Below are 21,450 nucleotides of genomic sequence, written 5' to 3' on the forward strand. Positions count from 1 at the left end.
TCATGGAGAAAAAAGTAGCGCAAACCAATAGAAACGAAGTAGCGCAAAATTCAGAAGATTTAAGATTAAGGATTCAGAATTTTATAAACAACCTTAATAAGCATGATCCTAAAGACGGAGTAGATAAAACGGCAGATGGAAGAGCTAAAACAATAGGTATTTCACACATTGAAATGACACTTGATGAATACTTCTTGGGCCTATGGGAGACAGAGAATTTTAGATGGTCAGTAATAAGTAATGAAGTAGTAGGATCTATAGACCTTGTTGTAACTCATCCAGTGACCGGACAAAAGTACAAAAGAGTTGGTGCAGCATCAATTATTATAATGGTAGACAAAGGAGCATCTGCATTAGATGTTTCAAAGAAGAAAGCCAATGCACTTGATTTAGGTTTTCCAAAGCTGAAAGCTGAATGCACAAAGAATGCTGCTCAATCATTAGGAAAATTATTTGGCCGTGATCTAAATAGGGGTTCAAAGGCTGATACTTTCAATCCAAAAATAAAAGAAACAGTAAACTAATGCTAATAAGCCAATCATTAATAAAAGAAGTTCTTAAGTCTGATCATTGCCCAAAACAGATTTATTACTCATTTGTTCAAGGGTATGAATTGATAGAGCCTTCGGAAAGCATGTTATTAGGCAGATACTTTGAAAGTGAGTTAATAGGGGCATGTAGAGGAGGAACAAAGCAAGAACCAAACTTAACGCTTCCAACTTCGCTAAAACCAAAAGCAAATGCCAATAAGGAAGAATTAATTGATTACATCAGGAAGTATGATGATACGGGTTTTGATGTGGCGGCGCGTAATAATAGTGAGCTAAAAGAATTTATAAAGTTCATGCCTAAAAACGAGACCCCAGGTGAAAAAACAAAGCCTTTTAAAGAATGTGATGATCTTATTCTTTTCGCAAAAGAAGTATTTGAAAAAATCGGGTTAGATGTAAATGAAGGAGAGAGCCAAGTAGACATAAGGTCTGAAACTTTATCTGGAAATATTGATCATCGGAATTATGACCTTCAGGATAGATCAAAGCTTGCTAATTATGATGTCAAATGGACGGCTACCAAAATAGACGACAGATGGAATGGCTGGGGAGATCCGGAAAATGATATTAACTCTGAAATCCAAGCAGCACATTATACGATAGTGACATACGAAGTTTTAGGCAAATGGATTCCTTTTTACTTTATGGTTTTCGGAAAAGATAAGTGGGTGAAGATTTTCCAGTTCAAACTTACTAAAGATGCAATTGACAGACATTATGATCGAATCGCTCATACATCTGCAATTATTAGAGAATACGCAGAAACTAACTACAAAGGTAACGGAGACTTCAACAAATGTATTTCATGTCCTTTTTACGACATCTGCGATGATAAAACAACAACTATTAACATTGAAACAATATACATATGAGCCAATTATTTTATGGAAGTATAAATTATGATGCACTTCTAAACGCAATTAAAACCGGAAAAGTTAAAACGTTCAAATCAGCCTCCGGAGTAAGGTTAGTAAATATTAACGTGTGGGTTAATGATCAGCCTGATAAGTTCGATAACGATGCCTCCATTCAAGTTCAGTTAAAAGATGAATTCAGAACAGAAAAAGGGGATTACATCGGAAATCTACGAAAGCACGTTAAAAATGGATCCCAGGCGGTAGATGCCGAGATCGTAACTGGTGATGATGATGATGATTTACCATTCTAGCCATGAAAGAAAAAGACGGATACTGGACTGGCCGTGATTCCAACGGCCTATTTAAGTGGAATGAAAAAAGATTAATCAGATTAGAAACCGACAAAAAGAAAACCAATGAAAAACCCAAAACCAAACCCCGAAATTGAGGCAATTAAATCAAGCTTATGTAAAGAATTAGGTTATTTGCCAGGTGACAAAATACCAAACAGTAGAGTTTCAATAGCATTAGGAAAAATTGATGCCACTGCAACTTTAATCTACGCTAAAACGCTTAATCGTAAAGCCAGATTTGCATTACCTGGAGAATGCCAGTACACAATGGAGCTGGAACAGGAAAAATTAAAAAATCCAAGACCTGAAAAGGTAGGCGTTGGCTTGTTGAATGTTAAAGAAGCCGCTAAAGCACTTGGAATTAAAACTTATAATCTGCAGAACTTAAAAAGAAGAGGAGAAATTGAATCTACGAAAATTGGAGGCAGATTTTTCTTCACGCCCGAAGAAGTTGAAAGATTTAGAATCCAAATAGCTATTGATAAGCTTTAAAAAAAACTACCATGCATTAGTGATGTTTTAGCATGGGTACCGATTGAAAATTACAAAGAATTAAAATGAAGATATGCCTAAAAAAGAAATTAAAAAAACAGAAAATAGGATTGCTGAAATAGAGAAAATATTAAAGCAATTTCCAAGAGTTAAAGCAGGAGATCCGATGCAGGCTGTTAAATGGTCGTTAAGCTGTGAAAAGAGGAGGCTTAAGTTAAAGCTTTCAAAGCTGAAAGGATTTCATATTACTAAAAAGCAAGAATTAGAATTTATTAGAAAATCAGACGGATGTGTTATCTGTGGAGTAAAAAATAGACTAAGTATAGATCACATTATTCCTGTAGACAAAGGCGGCCTTCATTGCTTTGACAATATCCGTGTATTATGCATTAACTGTAACTCACGAAAAAAAAATAAATAATGCCACAGCGAGTTATCAGAGATTGGACAGATAGTGAAAAAATAAACACTATTTCATCCAGCGCTGAATGCTTGTTTGTTAGGTTAATGATGAAGGCTGATGATTTTGGAAATTTCCACGCCAACGTTAAGCTTGTTAAATCACTTTGTTTCCCCCTAAAAGATTATAGAGAATCCGACATAACCCGATGGATGAATGAACTTAAAGAATCCGGTTTGATTGCGTTCTACATGGCGGATAATAAGAAGTATTTAACGATTTTAAAATTTGGACAGAGACTTAGAAACATGAGAAATACATTTCCAAAACCTTCAGAAAATGACAACATGCAGCAAAGCGCGGCGAGTTGCGGCGAATGTCCGCCTGAAACGAATAGAAGTAGAAACGAAGAAGAAGGAGAAGAGGAAGGAGAAGAAAACACCCAACCCCCAAATTTTAAAAAATTAACAAAGGAGGAATTTCATTCTGAATTAAAGAACTACGTAGAAGAATTTGGAAAAGAAGTAGTGACAAAGTTCTTCAACTATTGGTCAGAAAAAGACACAAAAGGTAAAATGAAATTCCAAAAACAAGATACTTGGGAAACCAAGTTGAGATTAATAACCTGGAAAAACAACGAAGGAAAATGGAGCAAATAAATACAGGTAGACTTCCACCAAGTGAAATTGACTTTGAAAGATTGATCATAGGTACATTGCTAATAGACAAAAAAGCAATTGATGTGTGCATCAAAAGGCTGGGGCGAAATTCAGACGTTTTTTACGACCCAAGACATGTTGAAATTTACTCTGCTGTTCAGAAATTAAAAGAGTCTGATATTCCAATTGACATGATGACTGTTATCCAGGAGTTGAAGAGAACGGATAAATTAACAGTTGCCGGAGGTGATCATTACGTCATCAATCTTACAATGGGAATAAGTTCATCTGCGCATCTTGATTATCACGTTATGGCGGTGTGGCAATCTTATCTCCGTAGAAAACTGATTAATATCTGTGGTAATCTGATTGATGAATCTTACAACAATACCGAGTCGACACTTGATATTTTCACTAAGCTACAAACAAAAGTTTTTGAAATTGAAGAAGAAATTGCAGCACAGCAAGAAACGCCAACCGCTCAACATCTGTTCCAGCAGGTAATAGAACAGCAAAAGCAGAATGTTATTCCTGGGGTTCCGTGTAAAAACAGAGATATTCAATTCAGGATGAATGGATGGAGAAATGGATCTTTAGTTGTTATTGGTGCAAGGCCGGCAATGGGAAAAACGGCATTTGTACTTGATGAAGCATTAGGGATAGCTAAACAGGGAAATCCGGTAGCTTTTGTAAGCTTTGAAATGTCGGCCGTAGAACTCCAAGAAAGGCAGATGGCAAATGAACTTGAAATCAATGGAACTAAGTTCCGGGATCGTCAACTTTCAGACCAAGACTGGCAACGAATTTATCAGTGCTCAACATTTGAAAATTTACCGCTTTACATAATAGAGGGAAAAACCGTCAATTTTGAACTCAATAGGACAATTGCTAAGCTGAGACTTTTAAAGAAGGAAAAGGGGCTTAAAATGGTCATTTGGGACTATATTCAGTTGACTGAGGTAGCCGGATTAGAAAAAGGAAAGAATAGAGAGCAAATTATCTCTACAATTTCCAGAAAAATGAAACAGCTTGCTCAGGAATTAGATTTGCCAATTATCGCACTTTCCCAGTTATCCAGATCTGTAGAACAAAGACCAGGCAAAAGACCACAATTAGCAGATCTTAGAGAGTCAGGAGCTATTGAACAGGACGCGGATGTTGTTGGATTTCTTTTCCGTCCTGAATATTACAAAATTGAAAAATGGGATAATGATCCGGAAGGATCTGAAACTGATACTAAAGGACAGGTTGAATTGATGGTGGAGAAATTCAGAGGCGGATCGGTTTTTACAGAAAGAATGAAATTTAGAGGGGACTATCAAAGATTTTACCCTATCGAAGAAGAGTTTGAATATAAGAATCCGGTTCCATTAGGAAATCTTTCAGATGCTTTTGGTGCTCCGGTTAACGATAAAAAAATAATCCAAGATGAAGAATATCCATTCTAGCGAGTTGGACGAGTTCAAAAAGAACTACCAACAGCGAATAGAAAATTTAGCAAAGTCAAAAACAGAATGGATTAAGGACTTTGTTGAATCTCAAAAGCCAAAGAAGCCTGTTAAGACTGTGGGTGAAATGTATAAGGAGTTAAAGCGAAGCGAATTTAAATCAACTTCTGAAAATGGTAAACTTTACCGTTAATGGTTTGTGAAAATTCTTTCTCCTCTTTGAATCGATCTGAATACCAACGATCAGAATTACAATCAGGTTCAATCTTCTTTAAAATAGCGTGAAATGCCTTAAAATTCGTGTCGATAATAACAACACGATTGTTTAAACAGCACGAAAAAAGCTTACTAATTCTCTCATTCATTTGACAAATATACAAAATAAGCACATAAAATGGAAAAATGTTTTGTATTTCCAATATAAGTGCTTATATTTGAAAAAGCAAAAACGATAACAATTAAAATTTACAACATGGAAAATACTTGGATTAATACTGATAAAGAATTACCGATCTGTTTTGAAACAGGTAACTGGGATGGGAAACAAAGCGAATTAGTTTTAGCTGAGACTATAGATGGTGAACAATTCATAGGTCAATGTTATGAGGGGTTCCAAGATGGATCAAAGTTCTTTGACTGGTATCAGGTTGATGAAATAAATAAGAATGATTGGTTGATTACCAAAACAATTTCAAGATGGATGAAAATTCCATTTTAAAGCACATGGTTAGTTTTTCCGGGTGGCGTTTTGATCATTTCCCGCCCGGTTTTAAAAATTTATAAAAATTAAAATCAAAAATATTATGAATACAGAAAAAGAAAAAATAGCACTCAGTGAATATAGTGGATATTCAGAAAATCAAGGAGTAATCAGCTGCCCAAAATGTGGTAAAGACATTTGGTGTTCGATTCCAGATGAAGGACAAGAAGTAAGTTGTCAATCGCATGATTGTGATTGGGAGGGTGTTTTTTATAAAGAATTAGATAATGAAAAATAGCAAATACATTAAAGTATCCGTATCGGAGCGTTTGCCCAGAAAAGTTAGAACAGATGTTATTGTTCTTTGGACCAATGAAGAAGAAACAATTTCTGCTGGCTCTGGATTTTTTACTGAAAAAGGTTATTGGTGGGTTTATGATTCAGGTTGTTCAGTTCCTGAATACTGGCTCGAAGAAAAGCCAGACTATGAGGATGAGATGAAGGAGATGCTGGAGAAAAACATAAAACAATCTAAAGAAAACATTAACATTTGCATAGAAAAGAATATGTTGAATAATGCTCATTCATGGGAAGGTAGGTTGATGGCTTACAAGGAATGTTTAGAATTACTAACCAAACTAAAAAAAGAATCATGAGAGAAATAAAATTCCGAGGGCAAAGAAAGGATAATCATGAGTGGGTAATTGGGGATCTTCTTCAAAATTACATACATCATAATTCAGGAACAACAATTCAGCAAGGGGGATGTGTTTTTTATGAAGTTGAAAAGGATACTGTTGGCCAGTACACCGGACTAAAGGACAAAAACGGAGTAGAGATTTATGAGGGGGATATTTTACAGGAAGGTGATGAAACCATTTGGTCAAGATATGAAGTTGTTTGGTATAAAGATTTTTGTTCGTTTGGATTAGACAGCAAAAGAGTGAGCCCTAATATTCAGTATCCTTCATGGAATAGAGCTAAAAACATGATAATCATCGGCAACATTCACTCCAATCCGGAGCTTCTAAAATAAACGGAACCCGGCCGTATTCTTTCCGGGAAATCAAAGACAATTTTCAGTGCAAAAACAGTTCGTAAAAAACAGCGAACGCACCCGTCTTATGTCAAATTTAAAAAATATAACAATGGAAAACACAATTAAAAGAACACCAAAAGAAATAATTAAAGATCAAATAAATGCTCTTTACTATTTAGCTTACTATGAAGATTTAAGAAGCTTAGAAAGTATTCTCCCAGACCATTATACTATAACCGAAATACCTGGCAAAAATGCTATAAGATGCAAATCTGATTTAGGGCTAAGAAAGAATGGTAATGATGATCATGAATTGTGGAATAAAGTACATAATGAAATTAAAGAAAACTTTGGCGATATGCTAATTGAAATAGATTTTAATACATGCGCATTTTATCAGGACTTTATAATTTTCCTTAAATCATATAATAAACAAAACCTTATTAAATAGCCATGAGTCACAAAGAGAAGCAACGCATATTTGATGCGTATGCAGTTAGTAAAGGATATGATAACTGGCAAGATCTGTTAGTGTGTTTTGCTCATCATATTGTAAACAGTAGTTCTGCAGATCCCGATTATTCATTTCTAAACCACTTTTACAATATATGCAATCTAGTCCAGGAGGAACAGCAGAAGAGGATTTCTGAAAACATTAAAATGATAGATCTAAATGAAGGCAGATCGGATATTGAGTGTTTTGTAGTTGATAAATCCTCAATCATTAATCCCGAAAACAAAATACAATGAAAGCAGTAATAATGAATGTTGTGTCAACTGGAAAACCGGTATTGATTGTGAAATATGAAGAAGGTTGGAATGGAAAAGGTGTATGGATAGATATTCATGGCAGACGTTGGAATGATGGAGAATTAACATTATAAAAAATACACTATGAAAGAACTAGAAGAACTCAACCGGGAGATACGGGAGCAAGTAAAATCAGGTTTTGACGGAATTATAGCCTGTGAATACTCTGGAATAGTAAGAGAAGCATTCAATAAAAAAGGGTTTAATTTCATGTCATGCGATTTCCTTCCAACTGAACAACCGGGGAACCATTATCAAGGTGATATTTTAAATATTATTGATCATCACACTGGTTTTATAGGGTCACATCCAGAATGTACTTATATGACAAATTCTGGCGTTCGGTGGCTGTGGAATAAAGACGGAAGCAAAAACCATGATAGATGGGTGAAGCTAGAAGTGGCGGTTAAATTTTTCAATCTTCTGAAGTCGAAAATAAAAATCGGTTATCTGGAAAATCCTATTCCTCACAAATATGCTAGAGATGGGTTTCATTCTGTTTTAAATGGAGAATGGGTTGATGGAATTGGAAAATACACGCAAGTTATTCAGCCATGGCAGCATGGACATGGTGAAACTAAAGCAACTTGTTTATGGCTTATTGGATTGCCGGAACTAGAACCTTCCAATATAGTAGATGGACGTGAGCAAAGAATTTGGAAACTTCCCCCAAGGGAATATAGATGGAAAGAACGGAGCCGGACATTTACAGGGATCGCAGAGACTATGGCAGATCAGTGGTCTCCTGAACTAATAAAATTCCTTCACTCACTTATAAAAACTAATTAAAACAACGGTACCCATCCGATGAATAAAGGGATTAACTAAAAAAAACAAAACAATGAATAAAGACGAACTTTTAAAAATATACAGTGCTTATCTGCCGTATGGGTTGCAACTTCAGCATAAGTATGAAAAAGCTAAACATAGTGGAGAAACTTTATTGAGAAGCTGGGTTAAGCCTTTAGAGCCTTTAGATTTAGGTTGCTTGTTTCCACATCGAAAAGATAGTTTTGACTGGAAAGCAATTCTCTACGATCTATCCTATTTAACCAAGGAGATAGAGCATGAGGGGGAAAGGATTATTCCAATGGTTTACTTCATTAAAAAGACAAGCTTATTCGATTTGTCTAAGTGTACTTTTGAAGTATATGAGGATGATGGAGAAGTGTATGTTAATGCGCACGATGGAGACAGAGTAATTGATTCTATTTTCTATGATGGAAATATATTCTGGTCCTCAAAATTATTAGATATACATGAGGGATACAGGCCTGCGAACCCTCAACATACTTGGCAGGAAATGTTATTGCATTTACATTTCAATGTATTCAATCTTCCGGAATCCGAATACATAAACAAAGCAACTTTAACCAATAAATAATAAATCAATGTACAAATTTTCATTTATAGATTTTGGTTGGAAAAATTTCCTAACGGATAGCCAAGGACAAGTTCTAATACTTGAATTTGATTCATTCGATGAAGCCGAAGAATGGCTTTTGACAAATGGAAAAAATTATGGATGGACTAATGAAGGAGTAAAATATTGGTGCTGGGATGTCGAAACAGGAGAAGTTGATATAGACGAAATGTAACCCCGTGCCATCTTAGGGTGGCACTTTAAAACAAGAAAAATAAATCATGATAGAACCGCACGAACTGAGAATAGGAAATTTTGTTGAAGTCGAGAATTATAAAATAATTCAGTTAGAAAATATACATCCTAAAGGGACGACAAAAGGAGACGAAATATATTTAAGTTCTATGTTAAAACCCATTGAACTAAGCGAACACTGGCTTTTGAAGTTTGGGTTTGATTCTAATAATGTAGCTTACAAAATAGACAATGATAGATTCATCTTTGAGCTATATTTTTATGATGCATGGAATCTAAATTATGTTGAGAAATCAAAATTTGGAAATGGTAGTGTTGAATTATCTGGTTATTGGAAAATTCACGAATTGCAGAACCTATTTTTCGCCCTTACCGGGGAAGAACTTAAAATTAAATAATAACATGGAATTATTTATAAAATTTCCAGATCAGTCACAAAGCTTTACAACTGGTGTTGAGTATGGTAGGTTGTATGGAAGAATGGAAAAAGGAGAGGATGTTGTTACAAATTATGGTTTTCCTGTTAGAATTGAAAATAAAGAACTTCTACAGAATACATGTAATAAGTATGGATATACTTGCATATTTGGTGCTAAGTATTACGGAGAATGGATAGAGTTCACCGCTATAAAAATAACCCATTCAGAAAATTAAACAATCATGAAACAGTTAGAGATAACAACAAATAAAAGACTCCTTATTGTGGAGTTGCCGAATAGTGATTGTGAATATGGAGGTTTATTGAAGAATAGAAACCTATATTTCTTCACAGAAAAAATGAGTTCAGAAGAAGATTATCCAGTGTGTTATCCACTTCCATACGATTGTGAATTCATCTGCAAAGGTCCGGATTTTACTGAGGATATTGCGAAGGGGTTTGTAGAATATAAACAATCTAAATATTATGATAGAGAATATTATTGGGATTATAAAAATAAACGTTATTCGATTTCAGAATCATCCATAAAATCCTTCATTTCCGCCATCCAATCTAAAAATTACCATTGGGGAGAGAATCCGGTGAAAGAGCCTAGAATGTCAGATTATGGATGGTATGCTTCAGGTCACCCGGAAGAAGATAGTGGCAGGATGTATGAGGATGGAGAGGATAAATATTACGAGTCACTTAAATTATTTGAGGAATCCGAATCCCGGACCTTCAACCCATCAAAATGTATAATCTTCGAAATAGTGTAAATATGAAAACGGTTTTAAAAGAATTTTTAGAATTATTGAAAGCTGAGACGATTGAATATTACAATATAATCAATAATGAAAGCAATTATCATTATGAGGATGTTCAATCAGCTAGAACAGCGGTAACAGATCTAGAAAATTTACTTGAAAAAGGGAATGATTTCCTTGAGAAGGAGAAAAAGCAGATAATAGAAGCAGTAAATAAAGGAATTTCGAATTGGGTAATGCATGATCCGGAACGTCATGGAAATCACATTCCAAATGGAAAAGATTATTATTATTCTACTTTTAAAAATGAGTAATTACGGAAACCCACAATACAAAACCAAATAACCAAAGTAAATTAGAACTATGAAAGAATTTATTAACGAATGTATGCTGTTTAGGAATAAGGACACGGAATTGAGAATAATAGGCGCGCTTGCTTGGTTTTGGATTGGCTGCGTGATATACTTACTTTTCTATCTGTTTTAGTATCTTTACTCCCATGGAAGAAATAGAAAGACAAATAATTGAAATAGTTACTGAGCAATATAAAAAAGACGGAGGAGCCAACGGTGTGACAATGGGGAGTTTTGATCACATTTTAAACCTTCCCATCCAAGAAAGAAACGATTTTTTATATCGAATGGCTAAAGAGAAGAAAATACATATTTTTCAAAGCTTAAATAACGCTCGTGTAACATTACCAAAATAAAGCCCCTGCATTAACAGGGGTATTTTATAGGAATTTTTCATAATGGTTTTCTCTTAGCCATTTGTTTAACTTATTTCTTAATTTCATTAGAAAATATGGATCATCTTTCGGATAGTAAATGTCTGTGAAGTCCATGGAGTCTATACCATTTTCTTTACATGTTCTTTTATCGTATGCCACGCCAATTATAACATCTTCTTCCGTAGCTTTTGCTACAAGAATTGATTCATTATCTTCTATTATCTCAAAAATAGGCTCTTTACATTTTCCCGTCATATAAAATTTTTTAGAGGTTAAAACTTATTTATGCAAATAAACGTAAAACTTTCTTTGGTCACGGAATCCTGCAATTTTTAAAGAAGTTAGACTACTAAATAAAAATTGTTAGAATTATAAAAAAAAATTGTTAGAAGTATTGTTTTATCACTTTACTATTCGTAACTTTACTGTAAAGCAGTTGTAAATGAAGGAGATAAAGCTTAAGGAGTGCGTAGTATGTGGGGAGGATTTTGTGCCGTTTAAGACAACTGAAAAAGTTTGTTCTTTGACCTGCGCACTAGCTTATGCTAAATCAGATGTCGACAAGAAAAACGCCAAAGCTTGGAGAAAAGAGAAGAAGATCAGGAAGGAGAAGTTAAAGACTCAAAGCGACTGGCTGCAGGACCTGCAAAAAGACTTCAATGCATTTATTCGATTAAGAGATAGAGATCAGCCTTGTATAAGCTGTGGAACTACGAGAACGGATATTAAGTACGACGCAGGGCATTTTTGGACAATAGGGGGATTTCCTAATGTGAGATTTGACGAAGATAATGTCCATAAGCAATGCAGTAATAATTGCAATTTCAAAAAGTCAGGTAACATAAACGAGTATCGTCCGAGGCTTATTGAAAAAATAGGTATTGAAAGATTTGAGGCTTTAGAATTCAGAGCTAGAAATGGAGTTTTGAAATTGTCAATTCCAGAGATAAAAGAAAAGATTGAGTATTACCGCGGAAAGATTAGGGAAATGAAGAAGAAAGCGGTTGTGTGATATGATTAATTGTTATTAAACTACCAAGCACAGATGATGAGTGTGGTCGGGGTTGTGAGTTGGTTGATGAAGGAGGGTGCTTGGTGTTTTTTTTCTAAATGTGTCGAATTCTACGGGATTAAAATATGGCTACAGAAAAAGAAATAGAGTATTTGAAAGAAAATTTTGATTATGAAGGCTTAAAGATAATAGGCTTTTATGATAAAAAAGTGAAAGCATCAGATTATGACACGCAAATCAAAAGGGTTTGCAAATATTTTGGACTCGCTAACATATTTCAATATGACACAGTTATGTTTGGTGAGGCAAAGGTATTCAAAATTGACTTAGAAACATTTTCAAATAATTAAAACGTGATGCTAGCATATAGGTAATGCGGTGGCGGGTGATAACACTACAGGAGCATCAGCCAAGCATAGTATATGTTTTAAATTAAGTTATGACAGCCCGGAAAGACGGGCAAGCAAAGAACAGTGGCGGAAGTTTAACGCATATATGAGTAAGTACACTAGCCAGACATTCTGAATTAAGTCAGTGAGGCTCTTGAATTAGTGTTGCGGGTATGGAATCCCGTCTGTTCTTTTTATATTGATTTAATGCAGTAGGAACTATTTTTTTCATATTAATATTTTGTGATTTGGTGTCCCGCTGCTGTAATAGGTAGCGGGGTTTTTAATTATTAGAATATGATAAGATTTTTAATAGGATTCGTAAGTGTAATAATAGTTTTCTACTTGGTTGGAGCTTTTATTTCTGGAAGTTTAAACTGTGCTTTATGGCATGTAGTGCTTAAGAGTATTTTAGCTTTTGTTGCCTTAGTTTTGGGCGTAATTGTTGGAATAATAAATACAGATAGGAGGTTTTAATTTAGGGAGTATGGAGGGTAAAGAAAAAATGATTGAAAGAATTGCGGAAAGCACAGGACAGGCTTACGAACAAGTTTATAACAGCGTTGAAGCCTTAAAAAGTCTTGGTATAAATTCCATAGAATTAGGAGGAAAGCTCGAAGAGTTTAAAAGATCTGTGCAAAGGGCTCATCTTCCTAAAAGAAGAAAACCTACGAACTACACCAAGCCACGTAACCGAAAGAAGAAATCAAAACACTAAGATATGGAGAATACAATATTTAGGAAAAGAGGAAGTGATGATTCTGAAATTGAATTTTACACTGTTTCAACAAATGAGCTAAATCCATATAGGGAAGTGAAAGAATTAGGTATTGTCATACTGCATGGTAAGACACAGTTTGATTTTGATTTCAACGAAATGGAAATAGATGAGCTTATTGAATATCTGCAAAGAGTGAAAGTTTATGTGTCTGAGTATAATGTTAATTCAAAACCAGTAATAGTTTAAACTAATTTTCTATGGCAGAGGGAGTGACAGGGAGTGCGGTGAATGAATAAATGAAAAGAAATGGCAAAGAAGAAGAGTGAAGAGAATGGAGTTGGCGCGCCAACTAAGTATAAAAAGGAGTTTGAAGACCAGGTTTACAAGCTTTGTCTGCTTGGTGCCATTGATAAAGAAATTGCTGAATTCTTCAATGTTTGTGAGGCCACTATCAACAATTGGAAAATAGAATATCCGGAATTTTTGGAGTCCATAAAAAAAGGTAAACAAATTGCTGATGCAAATGTTGCTGATCGGCTTTATCAAAGGGCTTTAGGATTTGAGCATGACTCCGAAGAAATTAAAGTTATTGAAGGTGATATTGAGAGAGTAACTGTAAGAAAGGTTTATCCGCCAGACCCGACCAGCGCAATTTTCTGGTTAAAAAATCGCCAGCCAGCTAAATGGAGAGATAAACAAGAAGTAGAAGCAACAATTAATGTAGAACAACCTTTATTTCCTGATTAATGTTTACTAGAACAACTGCAATAAATAAAATACGTGCTATGAAGCAACGTATTAAAGTTGTTCAGGGTGGAACGTCTTCCGGGAAAACATATGCCATTATTCCGATTCTTATTGATAGGGCATGTAAAGAACAAAGAAAAAAGATAACGGTAGTTGCTGAAACTCTTCCAGCTGTCAAAGAAGGCGCAATGGATATTTTCAAAACCATCATGCAAGACACTAATAGATGGATTGATAAAAACTGGAATGCATCAAACCTTACATACACTTTTGGAGCTACAGGCTCTCGTATTCAGTTTAAATCTTATGATTCATATGGTAAAGCAAAAGCAGCGGGTAAAAGAGATATAGTTTTCTTAAATGAAGCAAATCATATAAAGTACAATATTGCTGATGCTTTAATGATCCGTAGTAAGGAAACTTACATCGACTATAACCCAGACAATGAATTTTGGGTACATACTGAAGTTTTGACGCAGTCTAATGCAGAATTTCTATTAGTTACATATCATGACAACGAAGGTCTTCCAGAGGAAACGCTGGAAGATTTAATGATTAAAAAGAGTAAGGCGTTCTATAATTGTGATGTTGCTGATAAAGATCTTTTTAAAGAAGATAACATCAAGAGCTCTTATTGGGCAAATTGGTGGAGGGTTTACGGGCTTGGTGAAGTAGGAACTTTAGAAGGTGTAATTTTTACAGATTGGAGTACTGTTAAATCTATACCTGAAAAGGCAGAAATGCTAGGAGTAGGAATTGACTTTGGCTACACAAATGATCCTACAACGATTATGGCTCTTTATAAATACAACAATCAGTATTACTGGGATGAAATGTGTTACCAGAAGGGCATGAAAAACGAGGTGATTGCAAAAAGGCTTCGTTCGAATGGAATTCACAGATTAACTAAGGCAGTTGCGGATAGTTCGGAGCCAAAGTCAATTGACGAAATAAACGCTTATGGTTATAATATTAAAGGAGCGGACAAGCCTAATGGTTCTATAAACTTCGGAATAGAGGTTTTACAACAAGAACATTTCTATGTTACCGAAAGATCGGTTAATACAATTAAAGAGCTTAGAACATATTCATGGGAGCAAAATAAAGAAGGAAACTATACTAATGTTCCTATTGACGAATTTAACCACTCAATTGATGCAATGAGGTATATTGGAATTGAAGTGATACCATACAACAAACAGAAAAAGGGAGTAGGGCTTAAAAAGCTCGGCAGAATGTTAGGATAATAAAAACTACTATATATGGATTTGAAAGGATTAGATGCAGAGGAAATAGTAAAGAAGCTGGATAAATTGAGACCGAATATGGACTATTTATCAAAGGCAGTTCTGCAGTACAATGTGGAAACCCATGAGATTTTCACTAATAAAACGAAATACCCGGATAAGCTGGTTGAGACTGAAGAAGGAACAGCCTCGCAGCCTATCAATCGTATTGGATTTGCAATCCAGCAGATGATTGTTGATAAAATCGTTGCGTTTGGATTCGGTAAGCCGGTTTCTTACATTCCAACTGATGCTGAAGTCTGGCCGTTGGTTCAATCGGTTTTAGATCAGAATAAAAGCGTTTCGTTAACACGGAATATTGCTAGGCAGATTTACGGAGCTACAAAAGGAGCAGAGATTTGGTATTTGACACCGGAAGCAGACCGATTACGAGTAAAACAGCTATTACCGACTGAAGGTGATGTCTTCTATCCGGTATTTGAAAACGGAGACATGACGGCTTTTGTTCGTGAGATCACCGTAAAGGACGAAAACGACAAGGAAGTTGAATATCGTGAGATTTATACTGCTGAAGAAAAGATAGTGTTAAAAAAGGAGTCTCAATGGATTGAAGAAAGCAGGGAGCGAAATATCATCGAAAAAATACCGGTAGTTTACGGTTCGCAAAAGAAAACCGAATGGGATATTGTGCAGCCTCTGATCGAGCGTCTCGAAGAACTTGCTTCCGGACATGCTGAAATTAACGACTATCATGTGGCGCCGAAGATAAAGGCTAAAGGAGAGATAAATGGATTTGCTAAAAAAGGTGAGAAGGGAGCAATTTTCGAAATGGAGAAAGACGGCGAACTTGACTATATGACCTGGAACAATAATACCGACTCCTATAAACTCGAATTCGACAACCTATGGAATATTATATTCAAAATAACGCAAACACCTGATATTTCATTCGATAAGCTTAAGTCAATGGGGGCAATCTCCGGAGTTGCTGCGCAATACTACTTTATGGATATTCACCTTAAAGTGGAAATGAAGCGTGAAATCTGGGATGATTACCTGGCAAGACGTATCAATATAATCAAAGCATTCCTGGCAAATGTACTCAGCACCAAAGATGCTAAAAAGCTGGAAGAACTCGAAGTTGATATTGTTTACAATCCGTACATGATCAACGATATGAAAGAGAAGATTACCTACTTAATGGATGCAACAGGCGGTCAAGCTATAATGTCGGTAGAAACAGCTATGCGAAATCTTGGCATTGATGATCCGGTGGAAGAAATGCAAAGGATTAGAGACGAGAATAATACTGCAGCAGAAACAGAGAACTCTAATACGTTTGGGATATGAAAAAGACTTTAGTTTGGGTTTTTATGATTACAATTTGTTTGGTCAGCTGTACCGCAGAAACCTATAATCTCACGCAATGTGTATCTACCAATGAAAAAGGATTTTGGTATGGACTATGGCATGGTATTATTTCTCCTATAACATTTATTGTAAGCTTATTTAGTGACTCTGTAGGAATATACGAGGCTAATAATAATGGTGGATGGTACAATTTCGGGTTTATGCTTGGATGCGCTATTATACTAGGTGGAGGCTCCGAAACAACGAAAAAAAGATAATGGACTTCGACAGACAACATAGAAAAAGAGTAGAGCAGTACTTAAGACGCGTTGAAAAACTTTTCAATGACCTTGTTGAAAGTATTGTTTTTTCGTCCCTTCCAACAACATTAAAGGAGGGGCTTTTTCAGTTTCGGAAGTACCCGAAGATCACCAAGTATATCGAACAGGTTTTTAATCAGTTTAACTCGGATTTACGAGAATTGATAACTGTGTCCACTGCTTACTCATGGAATGTCGGAGATTTGAAGAATGACGCTTTGAAACTTGCGACACTCAATAGTATTTCCGGGAAAATTCCGGCTGACATACTTAATAAACTCAAAGAAGCGCCAATGCCTCGGAACGCAGAAGCTTTAAAGGCGTTTCAAGAACGAAAGGTAGGCAAATTCACAATTTCAGATAGAGTATGGTCAATTACCCAGAACACGAAGAAAGAACTGGAATTTGCGCTTGATTTGGGGTTGTCTGAAGGTAAAAGTGCCCAACAGTTAGCCAGGGAAATTAAAAAGTATCTGCGAGAACCGGACCGGCTCTATCGAAGAGTAAGAGATAAGCACGGAAATTTGACTTTGAGCAAAAATGCTAAAGCATATAAACCGGGGCAAGGTGTATATCGAAGCAGTATGGCAAATGCTGTACGATTGACCAAGGAAGAAAACAATCTGGCTTACCGGGAATCGGACCAGCTTCGCATAATGCAGAACAATGATATTGTGGGCTATCAAATACAACTTAGCAACGCTCATAAAATCGTTGACATCTGTGATGATCTTAAAGGGTTCTATCCTAAAAACTTTATTTGGAAAGGCTGGCATATCGGCTGCATGTGTCAACGGTTCACTGTCCGCAAAACAGACAAGGAAATCATTGATGAGATCAACAAAGGACTCAATTTACCGCCGGAAAGATCTGAGAATTATATTTCTGATGTTCCGGAGAAGTTTAAGAAATATATGGGCGAAAATAAAGCAAAAATGGAAGGTTGGAAAACTCAGCCGTCTTTTATGGTGGATAATAGGAAATACCTAAAATAAATACTAAATTTGCAGTACCGTTGTGAGTAGTTTCCTATTTGCTACAGTAAAAAATGAATTAAGTGGTTGCATTAAGTTGTGATCACTTTTTTTTGCAGTTTGATTTCCGTAATTTTACTGGATGATCTCGCACCAAGAACAAAAACTATATGATGAATTAACGGAAGGCTGTAATTTTATGCCACTTCCGGACAAGCTTTTACTAATGGTTGAAAACTGCAACCTTACCGGTGAAATTCACCCGGAATTCCCGTTTATCTGCTATCATTTTCATTCCTATTCATACACGAAACGACAATACGAAAGTCTCTGTGAGTTCCATGTAAAGCTATTGGAGCAAGTTCAGCAGCATAAAATGCTATCGGACAATATAGCAAACACTCTTATTATCCTTCGGGAACCACTAGCACATTCAGGACAGCCGGAATACGAAGCTAAAAACATTGCGTACTGGAAAGAGATAGTAGAAAACACTCCCGAAATAAGATTCAGATCAGAATTTTTAAAATATATAAAACAATAATCATGACATTTAAAGGAAAAATATTTGAAGATTTAACAACAGATGATTTTAAAGAATTAATTTCAACTTGGATTGAATTTAAACTGCAAGAGCAAAAATTAATGTTTACCTTAAATGGTAGTTACAGTCTAATTCATACAGAAAATGAAATTACATTAGTTCCAAATAAAAATATTAAGCTAAATCCTGGTCAATTAAGTTTTTTAAATACATATGAAAGGGTAGTTAACAATGATCTTGTACCACTACGTCAAATGTTTAAAGAATTGAATGGAATTAAGTTCTAATTTAATCAATAATAATAAGTGAATATTAAACAAATTTCTTTAAAATGACATTTGAATTTACAAAAGAACAGAAAGAATTTTTTAAAGATGAATCAGATAAGAGTAAATACATTCACGATTGGATCGATAAAAATATTGTTAAATTCCCTTCTTACAAGCCTTTTTACCCATTTGACATTGTAAGAGATGAATTTCCTAAGCATGAACAAAGGGCAAAGGTAAATACAATTTTTAGTGAAGCGCTTGATATAATGGTTGATTATGGATACATAGAAAGAAATTATAATACAATGTATGTGGTTATGAAAGAACTTGGAATCCAAGTTAAGGAAGCGGGAGGTTACTACAAGTATTTAGAAAGTAAAAAAGAAAAGATTGATTGGTACAAGATCATACCTATCATTTTAACATCTATTTCTGTGATTTCTGTCATAACATTTGGACTATTAAATCAGAAGAAAACAAAAAGGACAGAAGAGCTTGAAGTTAATAATAAAATACTTATCAAAAGAATTGATTCCTTAGTTAAAGTAAATAAAACAGCCCCTTAATGGGGCTTTATTATTTTTTGTTATACCGAACATTCTGAGGTAATGGCTTTGAAAGGCTTTTATCAACCATTTTCTCTCTCATTACTGATTTCTTATTAAAATGCCGTGATATATTCTGAGATAATTCTGTAAAATTGTCAGACCCATCATTTTTTTGATGATAGAATATTTTAATTGATTTGCAATTTTGATGTTCAAACAAAGTGTTTAATAATGTTCTGTCTGATAACCCACAAGAATGCCCCATTATATAAATCTGATACTCGAAACCTTCAATCCAATTTAGGAGTTGTCGATAGTTTGAATTATTGAAATACATAAACGATTTTATATTTTCTAGAAATTTATTATTTCCAGTGTTTTCTAAAACCTTGTAATGGTCATCCATTTCATCTCCAAATCCGAAATTTATTGGATTTTCTAAATCCATGAGTTTGCCGTGAATTTGAATATGTTTTGCTCCTCCCAATAATGTTTCTTTTTTTTCATTGATTATTCTGACATAATTTTCTACATTTTTGGTATAATTAAAATCTAAGAACAAATTTTCAGAAAATATATAATTCTTTAAAATGTTTTCTGATTTAAAGTCTCTCAAGAACTCTCTAACTTGAGCTTTGTAATTTGCTGGAAATTCATTCTGTAATTTTTTCAATTCTTCTGGTGAATATTCTTTATAGCGTAGTAATTCTAGAATATCTAATAAGTCTTCATATTTATTTGTGAATGCATATTTATCATTTATTTCACTGTTTAAATAATGCTCTAATAGAATTTTAATTTCAGAGAATTCAGAGTTAAGTTTTTCTATTGATTCTATTTGGGGGTATTTTTTGTCATTGTTAACTAAAGACAACAGAACTTGATAATATGTGTTCTCTATATCAACCCAGTTTTCTGCATTTTGCACGGTTATAAGCTCGAAAAAACTATTTTTGAATTCGAAAATCATTGAAGGATAATCATCAAAATATGGATGTTTATAATATATTTTAAAACTGGAACTCCCATAATGAGAGTCATAAAAGTTATAATCAGAACTTCTTAATGATGCCTTTGTCGAGTCACAAAATGCAGAGTAATTAGCATGATTTTGTAGTGTAAAGTGGCTGATATTTATATTAAATAAATTTTGAAATAGATCAGAATTGTTTATTTCAGAAAAATTTTGCCATATCCAATCTAAAAATGATCTGTATGAAGTTGGAAGCCCATGAGCAAGGTCAAAACCATTGCCAATAATAACGAGTCTATTCATGAATTAGTTTTATTTCAAAGTTAACTCTTTTCCTTTAAGTGCGAAGAAAAGGTTTTGGAGTTGGTGTACATCTTTTAATTCTATCCTGTACAAATCATCATAAAATAGACTTGCGGGTTTCCATATTAAATGACCGTCTTTTCTAAAATGCATAGGGTTTTCGGAAATGTCACAATCAGTCTCATATCCTAAATTTATTAACCACTCTTCTGTCAGATCTATAGGCTCAATATATTTCAAATCCTCAGTGTAAATTCCTGAACCATTTGCATAGTTGACGGTAATTTGGTTATGATTAGATTCTATGCCCCATACTCTTACTTCTCTATTTTTGAAACAGTCATACACCCAGTTTCCGATCACCAGTTCATTTGCTTCCATAAGTCTAAAGTATTATTATATTATTATCATCCGAAAATTCAGAAACATTAATAAAACAATTTTCACCAACTACATTTTCCGTAATCTTTTCAAAAGATGCTTTTACACAATTGGATGCATAAAGTTTTATAGCTTCTTGAATATCAGAGAACGAAATTTCAGACATGTATTCGTCTTCATCCATACCCATGCCTATGTTTTCACAATCACTATATCCAGTGCCATAGGCTACTCTTAGTTTTAGATCTAATATTTTTAATATTTCTTCCATAATCAATTCAAAATTATAACATAATATAGTATTATCTTTTTGTCCAAAAAATGCCTGTTTATTGTTATCCACAGATACCCGACAGCCTTAAATGCCTCCAAAGCATTGTTATAATCATCCATTGCTTTTTGCCCAATGGCATTTATTTTATCTCGCTGTTCCTGGTTTAATCCATCGAAGCTTTCGTTTACCTTCTCATCCATTCCAAAACCTTTTGAGTGTCAAATAATAGTTTCTTTTTCCTTCTCCTTCCTTCATAGCCTCCTATGATCAGTTCATCAGGATAATATTGACATCTAAGAAGTGCATAGACTTCCTTTTGTCCCTTTCCTGTTACCTCGCAAAATTCCGATAAATCCATTGTGATTTTTTGAACCATTGACAGTCTGTTAAATGCTACCAAAAGTTCGTTAAGTGTCATATCCGACGTTCTCATACTTCCCAAATCTCCCCTCATAAAAATAATACCGTGGTTATAATAGTAAAATTACGAAAATGAAAGTGTAAAAGCAACAAATGCTATTGAAAATAAACGTTTTACAGACGAAATTTACGG

40 protein-coding genes are annotated in these 21,450 nt (G+C 34.6%); 34 read left to right on the forward strand and 6 right to left on the reverse strand.

Annotation, left to right across the window (positions count from 1 at the left end; translation table 11 throughout):
• Positions 1-2: 2 nt before the first annotated feature.
• The 22 genes from PZ898_RS20320 (at position 3) to PZ898_RS20425 (ending at position 10,821) form a co-directional block, all read left to right on the forward strand.
• Positions 3-524 carry a hypothetical protein gene (locus PZ898_RS20320; protein ID WP_277694076.1) on the forward strand — a complete coding sequence of 174 codons (522 nt, stop codon included), beginning with the start codon at positions 3-5 and terminating at the stop codon, positions 522-524.
• Positions 524-1,423 carry a hypothetical protein gene (locus PZ898_RS20325; RefSeq protein ID WP_277694077.1) on the forward strand — a complete coding sequence of 300 codons (900 nt, stop codon included), beginning with the start codon at positions 524-526 and terminating at the stop codon, positions 1,421-1,423. Before PZ898_RS20320 ends, PZ898_RS20325 begins: the two co-directional genes overlap by 1 nt.
• Entirely contained in the window at positions 1,420-1,719 is a 300-nt protein-coding gene (locus PZ898_RS20330; RefSeq protein ID WP_277694078.1) for a hypothetical protein, read from the forward strand. Before PZ898_RS20325 ends, PZ898_RS20330 begins: the two co-directional genes overlap by 4 nt.
• A 105-nt stretch (positions 1,720-1,824) precedes the next feature.
• The gene (locus PZ898_RS20335) at positions 1,825-2,253 is read left to right on the forward strand and encodes a helix-turn-helix domain-containing protein (RefSeq protein ID WP_277694079.1); all 429 of its coding nucleotides are present in this window, start codon (positions 1,825-1,827) and stop codon (positions 2,251-2,253) included.
• Between the two features lie 73 nt (positions 2,254-2,326).
• Positions 2,327-2,674, forward strand: a complete 348-nt coding sequence (locus tag PZ898_RS20340) for an HNH endonuclease (RefSeq protein ID WP_277694080.1) — start codon at positions 2,327-2,329, stop codon at positions 2,672-2,674.
• Entirely contained in the window at positions 2,674-3,312 is a 639-nt protein-coding gene (locus PZ898_RS20345; RefSeq protein ID WP_277694081.1) for a hypothetical protein, read from the forward strand. Before PZ898_RS20340 ends, PZ898_RS20345 begins: the two co-directional genes overlap by 1 nt.
• The gene (locus PZ898_RS20350) at positions 3,300-4,760 is read left to right on the forward strand and encodes a replicative DNA helicase (protein WP_277694082.1); all 1,461 of its coding nucleotides are present in this window, start codon (positions 3,300-3,302) and stop codon (positions 4,758-4,760) included. Before PZ898_RS20345 ends, PZ898_RS20350 begins: the two co-directional genes overlap by 13 nt.
• Positions 4,741-4,953 carry a hypothetical protein gene (locus tag PZ898_RS20355; protein ID WP_277694083.1) on the forward strand — a complete coding sequence of 71 codons (213 nt, stop codon included), beginning with the start codon at positions 4,741-4,743 and terminating at the stop codon, positions 4,951-4,953. Before PZ898_RS20350 ends, PZ898_RS20355 begins: the two co-directional genes overlap by 20 nt.
• Positions 4,954-5,232: 279 nt before the next feature.
• On the forward strand, positions 5,233-5,478 hold the full coding sequence (locus PZ898_RS20360; RefSeq protein WP_277694084.1) for a hypothetical protein: 246 nt from the start codon (positions 5,233-5,235) through the stop codon (positions 5,476-5,478).
• Positions 5,479-5,563: 85 nt separating this feature from the next.
• Positions 5,564-5,758, forward strand: a complete 195-nt coding sequence (locus tag PZ898_RS20365) for a hypothetical protein (protein ID WP_277694085.1) — start codon at positions 5,564-5,566, stop codon at positions 5,756-5,758.
• Positions 5,748-6,116 carry a hypothetical protein gene (locus tag PZ898_RS20370; RefSeq protein ID WP_277694086.1) on the forward strand — a complete coding sequence of 123 codons (369 nt, stop codon included), beginning with the start codon at positions 5,748-5,750 and terminating at the stop codon, positions 6,114-6,116. Before PZ898_RS20365 ends, PZ898_RS20370 begins: the two co-directional genes overlap by 11 nt.
• A complete protein-coding gene (locus PZ898_RS20375) occupies positions 6,113-6,496 on the forward strand; it encodes a YopX family protein (protein ID WP_277694087.1) in 384 nt (127 codons plus the stop codon). Before PZ898_RS20370 ends, PZ898_RS20375 begins: the two co-directional genes overlap by 4 nt.
• Positions 6,497-6,608: 112 nt before the next feature.
• Positions 6,609-6,950, forward strand: coding sequence for a hypothetical protein (locus PZ898_RS20380; RefSeq protein ID WP_277694088.1), 342 nt, complete (start codon positions 6,609-6,611; stop codon positions 6,948-6,950).
• A 295-nt stretch (positions 6,951-7,245) separates the two neighbouring features.
• Entirely contained in the window at positions 7,246-7,383 is a 138-nt protein-coding gene (locus PZ898_RS20385) for a hypothetical protein (RefSeq protein WP_277694089.1), read from the forward strand.
• Between the two features lie 10 nt (positions 7,384-7,393).
• On the forward strand, positions 7,394-8,098 hold the full coding sequence (locus PZ898_RS20390) for a hypothetical protein (RefSeq protein WP_277694090.1): 705 nt from the start codon (positions 7,394-7,396) through the stop codon (positions 8,096-8,098).
• A gap of 52 nt (positions 8,099-8,150) precedes the next feature.
• Positions 8,151-8,693 carry a hypothetical protein gene (locus PZ898_RS20395; RefSeq protein ID WP_277694091.1) on the forward strand — a complete coding sequence of 181 codons (543 nt, stop codon included), beginning with the start codon at positions 8,151-8,153 and terminating at the stop codon, positions 8,691-8,693.
• 7 nt (positions 8,694-8,700) lie between these two features.
• Complete coding sequence (locus PZ898_RS20400; RefSeq protein ID WP_277694092.1) at positions 8,701-8,907, forward strand: hypothetical protein; 207 nt, start codon at positions 8,701-8,703, stop codon at positions 8,905-8,907.
• A gap of 46 nt (positions 8,908-8,953) precedes the next feature.
• On the forward strand, positions 8,954-9,325 hold the full coding sequence (locus tag PZ898_RS20405) for a hypothetical protein (RefSeq protein WP_277694093.1): 372 nt from the start codon (positions 8,954-8,956) through the stop codon (positions 9,323-9,325).
• Between the two features lie 4 nt (positions 9,326-9,329).
• On the forward strand, positions 9,330-9,581 hold the full coding sequence (locus PZ898_RS20410; protein ID WP_277694094.1) for a hypothetical protein: 252 nt from the start codon (positions 9,330-9,332) through the stop codon (positions 9,579-9,581).
• Positions 9,582-9,587: 6 nt separating this feature from the next.
• Positions 9,588-10,124: a hypothetical protein gene (locus tag PZ898_RS20415; protein ID WP_277694095.1), complete on the forward strand. Its 537-nt coding sequence runs from the start codon at positions 9,588-9,590 to the stop codon at positions 10,122-10,124.
• A gap of 2 nt (positions 10,125-10,126) precedes the next feature.
• Positions 10,127-10,426: a hypothetical protein gene (locus PZ898_RS20420; protein WP_277694096.1), complete on the forward strand. Its 300-nt coding sequence runs from the start codon at positions 10,127-10,129 to the stop codon at positions 10,424-10,426.
• Positions 10,427-10,611: 185 nt separating this feature from the next.
• Positions 10,612-10,821 carry a hypothetical protein gene (locus PZ898_RS20425; RefSeq protein WP_277694097.1) on the forward strand — a complete coding sequence of 70 codons (210 nt, stop codon included), beginning with the start codon at positions 10,612-10,614 and terminating at the stop codon, positions 10,819-10,821.
• A gap of 24 nt (positions 10,822-10,845) precedes the next feature.
• Here the strand turns inward: PZ898_RS20425 and PZ898_RS20430 are convergent, their stop codons facing one another.
• Entirely contained in the window at positions 10,846-11,097 is a 252-nt protein-coding gene (locus tag PZ898_RS20430) for a hypothetical protein (protein ID WP_277694098.1), read from the reverse strand.
• A 187-nt stretch (positions 11,098-11,284) separates the two neighbouring features.
• Between PZ898_RS20430 and PZ898_RS20435 the strand changes: the two genes are divergently transcribed.
• The 12 genes from PZ898_RS20435 (at position 11,285) to PZ898_RS20490 (ending at position 18,984) form a co-directional block, all read left to right on the forward strand.
• Positions 11,285-11,854: a recombination protein NinG gene (locus tag PZ898_RS20435; protein ID WP_277694099.1), complete on the forward strand. Its 570-nt coding sequence runs from the start codon at positions 11,285-11,287 to the stop codon at positions 11,852-11,854.
• A gap of 125 nt (positions 11,855-11,979) precedes the next feature.
• Complete coding sequence (locus tag PZ898_RS20440; RefSeq protein WP_277694100.1) at positions 11,980-12,204, forward strand: hypothetical protein; 225 nt, start codon at positions 11,980-11,982, stop codon at positions 12,202-12,204.
• A gap of 526 nt (positions 12,205-12,730) precedes the next feature.
• Positions 12,731-12,961: a hypothetical protein gene (locus PZ898_RS20445; protein ID WP_277694101.1), complete on the forward strand. Its 231-nt coding sequence runs from the start codon at positions 12,731-12,733 to the stop codon at positions 12,959-12,961.
• A 3-nt stretch (positions 12,962-12,964) separates the two neighbouring features.
• Entirely contained in the window at positions 12,965-13,210 is a 246-nt protein-coding gene (locus PZ898_RS20450) for a hypothetical protein (protein WP_277694102.1), read from the forward strand.
• A 60-nt stretch (positions 13,211-13,270) separates the two neighbouring features.
• The gene (locus tag PZ898_RS20455) at positions 13,271-13,711 is read left to right on the forward strand and encodes a terminase (RefSeq protein WP_277694103.1); all 441 of its coding nucleotides are present in this window, start codon (positions 13,271-13,273) and stop codon (positions 13,709-13,711) included.
• A 38-nt stretch (positions 13,712-13,749) separates the two neighbouring features.
• Positions 13,750-14,958 (forward strand): terminase large subunit, encoded by a 1,209-nt coding sequence (locus PZ898_RS20460; protein ID WP_277694104.1) that lies wholly within the window; start codon positions 13,750-13,752, stop codon positions 14,956-14,958.
• A gap of 15 nt (positions 14,959-14,973) precedes the next feature.
• Complete coding sequence (locus PZ898_RS20465) at positions 14,974-16,308, forward strand: phage portal protein (protein WP_277694105.1); 1,335 nt, start codon at positions 14,974-14,976, stop codon at positions 16,306-16,308.
• A gap of 23 nt (positions 16,309-16,331) precedes the next feature.
• Complete coding sequence (locus tag PZ898_RS20470; protein WP_277694106.1) at positions 16,332-16,586, forward strand: hypothetical protein; 255 nt, start codon at positions 16,332-16,334, stop codon at positions 16,584-16,586.
• A complete protein-coding gene (locus PZ898_RS20475; protein ID WP_277694107.1) occupies positions 16,586-17,623 on the forward strand; it encodes a hypothetical protein in 1,038 nt (345 codons plus the stop codon). The genes PZ898_RS20470 and PZ898_RS20475 overlap by 1 nt, the downstream gene beginning before the upstream one ends.
• 121 nt (positions 17,624-17,744) lie before the next feature.
• Positions 17,745-18,146 (forward strand): hypothetical protein, encoded by a 402-nt coding sequence (locus PZ898_RS20480; RefSeq protein WP_277694108.1) that lies wholly within the window; start codon positions 17,745-17,747, stop codon positions 18,144-18,146.
• A gap of 2 nt (positions 18,147-18,148) precedes the next feature.
• Positions 18,149-18,433, forward strand: a complete 285-nt coding sequence (locus tag PZ898_RS20485) for a hypothetical protein (RefSeq protein WP_277694109.1) — start codon at positions 18,149-18,151, stop codon at positions 18,431-18,433.
• Positions 18,434-18,477: 44 nt separating this feature from the next.
• Positions 18,478-18,984: a hypothetical protein gene (locus PZ898_RS20490; protein WP_277694110.1), complete on the forward strand. Its 507-nt coding sequence runs from the start codon at positions 18,478-18,480 to the stop codon at positions 18,982-18,984.
• Between the two features lie 10 nt (positions 18,985-18,994).
• Here PZ898_RS20490 and PZ898_RS20495 read toward each other — a convergent pair whose 3' ends face one another.
• Genes PZ898_RS20495 through PZ898_RS20515 form a run of 5 tightly spaced genes read right to left on the reverse strand, consistent with a single transcriptional unit; the run spans position 18,995 to position 21,315 of the window.
• Positions 18,995-20,242 (reverse strand): AbiH family protein, encoded by a 1,248-nt coding sequence (locus PZ898_RS20495; protein ID WP_277694111.1) that lies wholly within the window; start codon positions 20,240-20,242, stop codon positions 18,995-18,997.
• A 9-nt stretch (positions 20,243-20,251) separates the two neighbouring features.
• Positions 20,252-20,623, reverse strand: coding sequence for a hypothetical protein (locus PZ898_RS20500; protein WP_277694112.1), 372 nt, complete (start codon positions 20,621-20,623; stop codon positions 20,252-20,254).
• Between the two features lie 4 nt (positions 20,624-20,627).
• Positions 20,628-20,894, reverse strand: a complete 267-nt coding sequence (locus PZ898_RS20505) for a hypothetical protein (protein WP_277694113.1) — start codon at positions 20,892-20,894, stop codon at positions 20,628-20,630.
• Positions 20,895-20,896: 2 nt separating this feature from the next.
• Entirely contained in the window at positions 20,897-21,097 is a 201-nt protein-coding gene (locus PZ898_RS20510) for a hypothetical protein (RefSeq protein ID WP_277694114.1), read from the reverse strand.
• Positions 21,082-21,315 (reverse strand): hypothetical protein, encoded by a 234-nt coding sequence (locus tag PZ898_RS20515; RefSeq protein WP_171006322.1) that lies wholly within the window; start codon positions 21,313-21,315, stop codon positions 21,082-21,084. Before PZ898_RS20515 ends, PZ898_RS20510 begins: the two co-directional genes overlap by 16 nt.
• Positions 21,316-21,450: the final 135 nt, after the last annotated feature.

The sequence above is a fragment of the Chryseobacterium sp. WX genome (assembly GCF_029542485.1).
GTDB classification, from domain to species: Bacteria; Bacteroidota; Bacteroidia; order Flavobacteriales; family Weeksellaceae; genus Chryseobacterium; species Chryseobacterium cucumeris.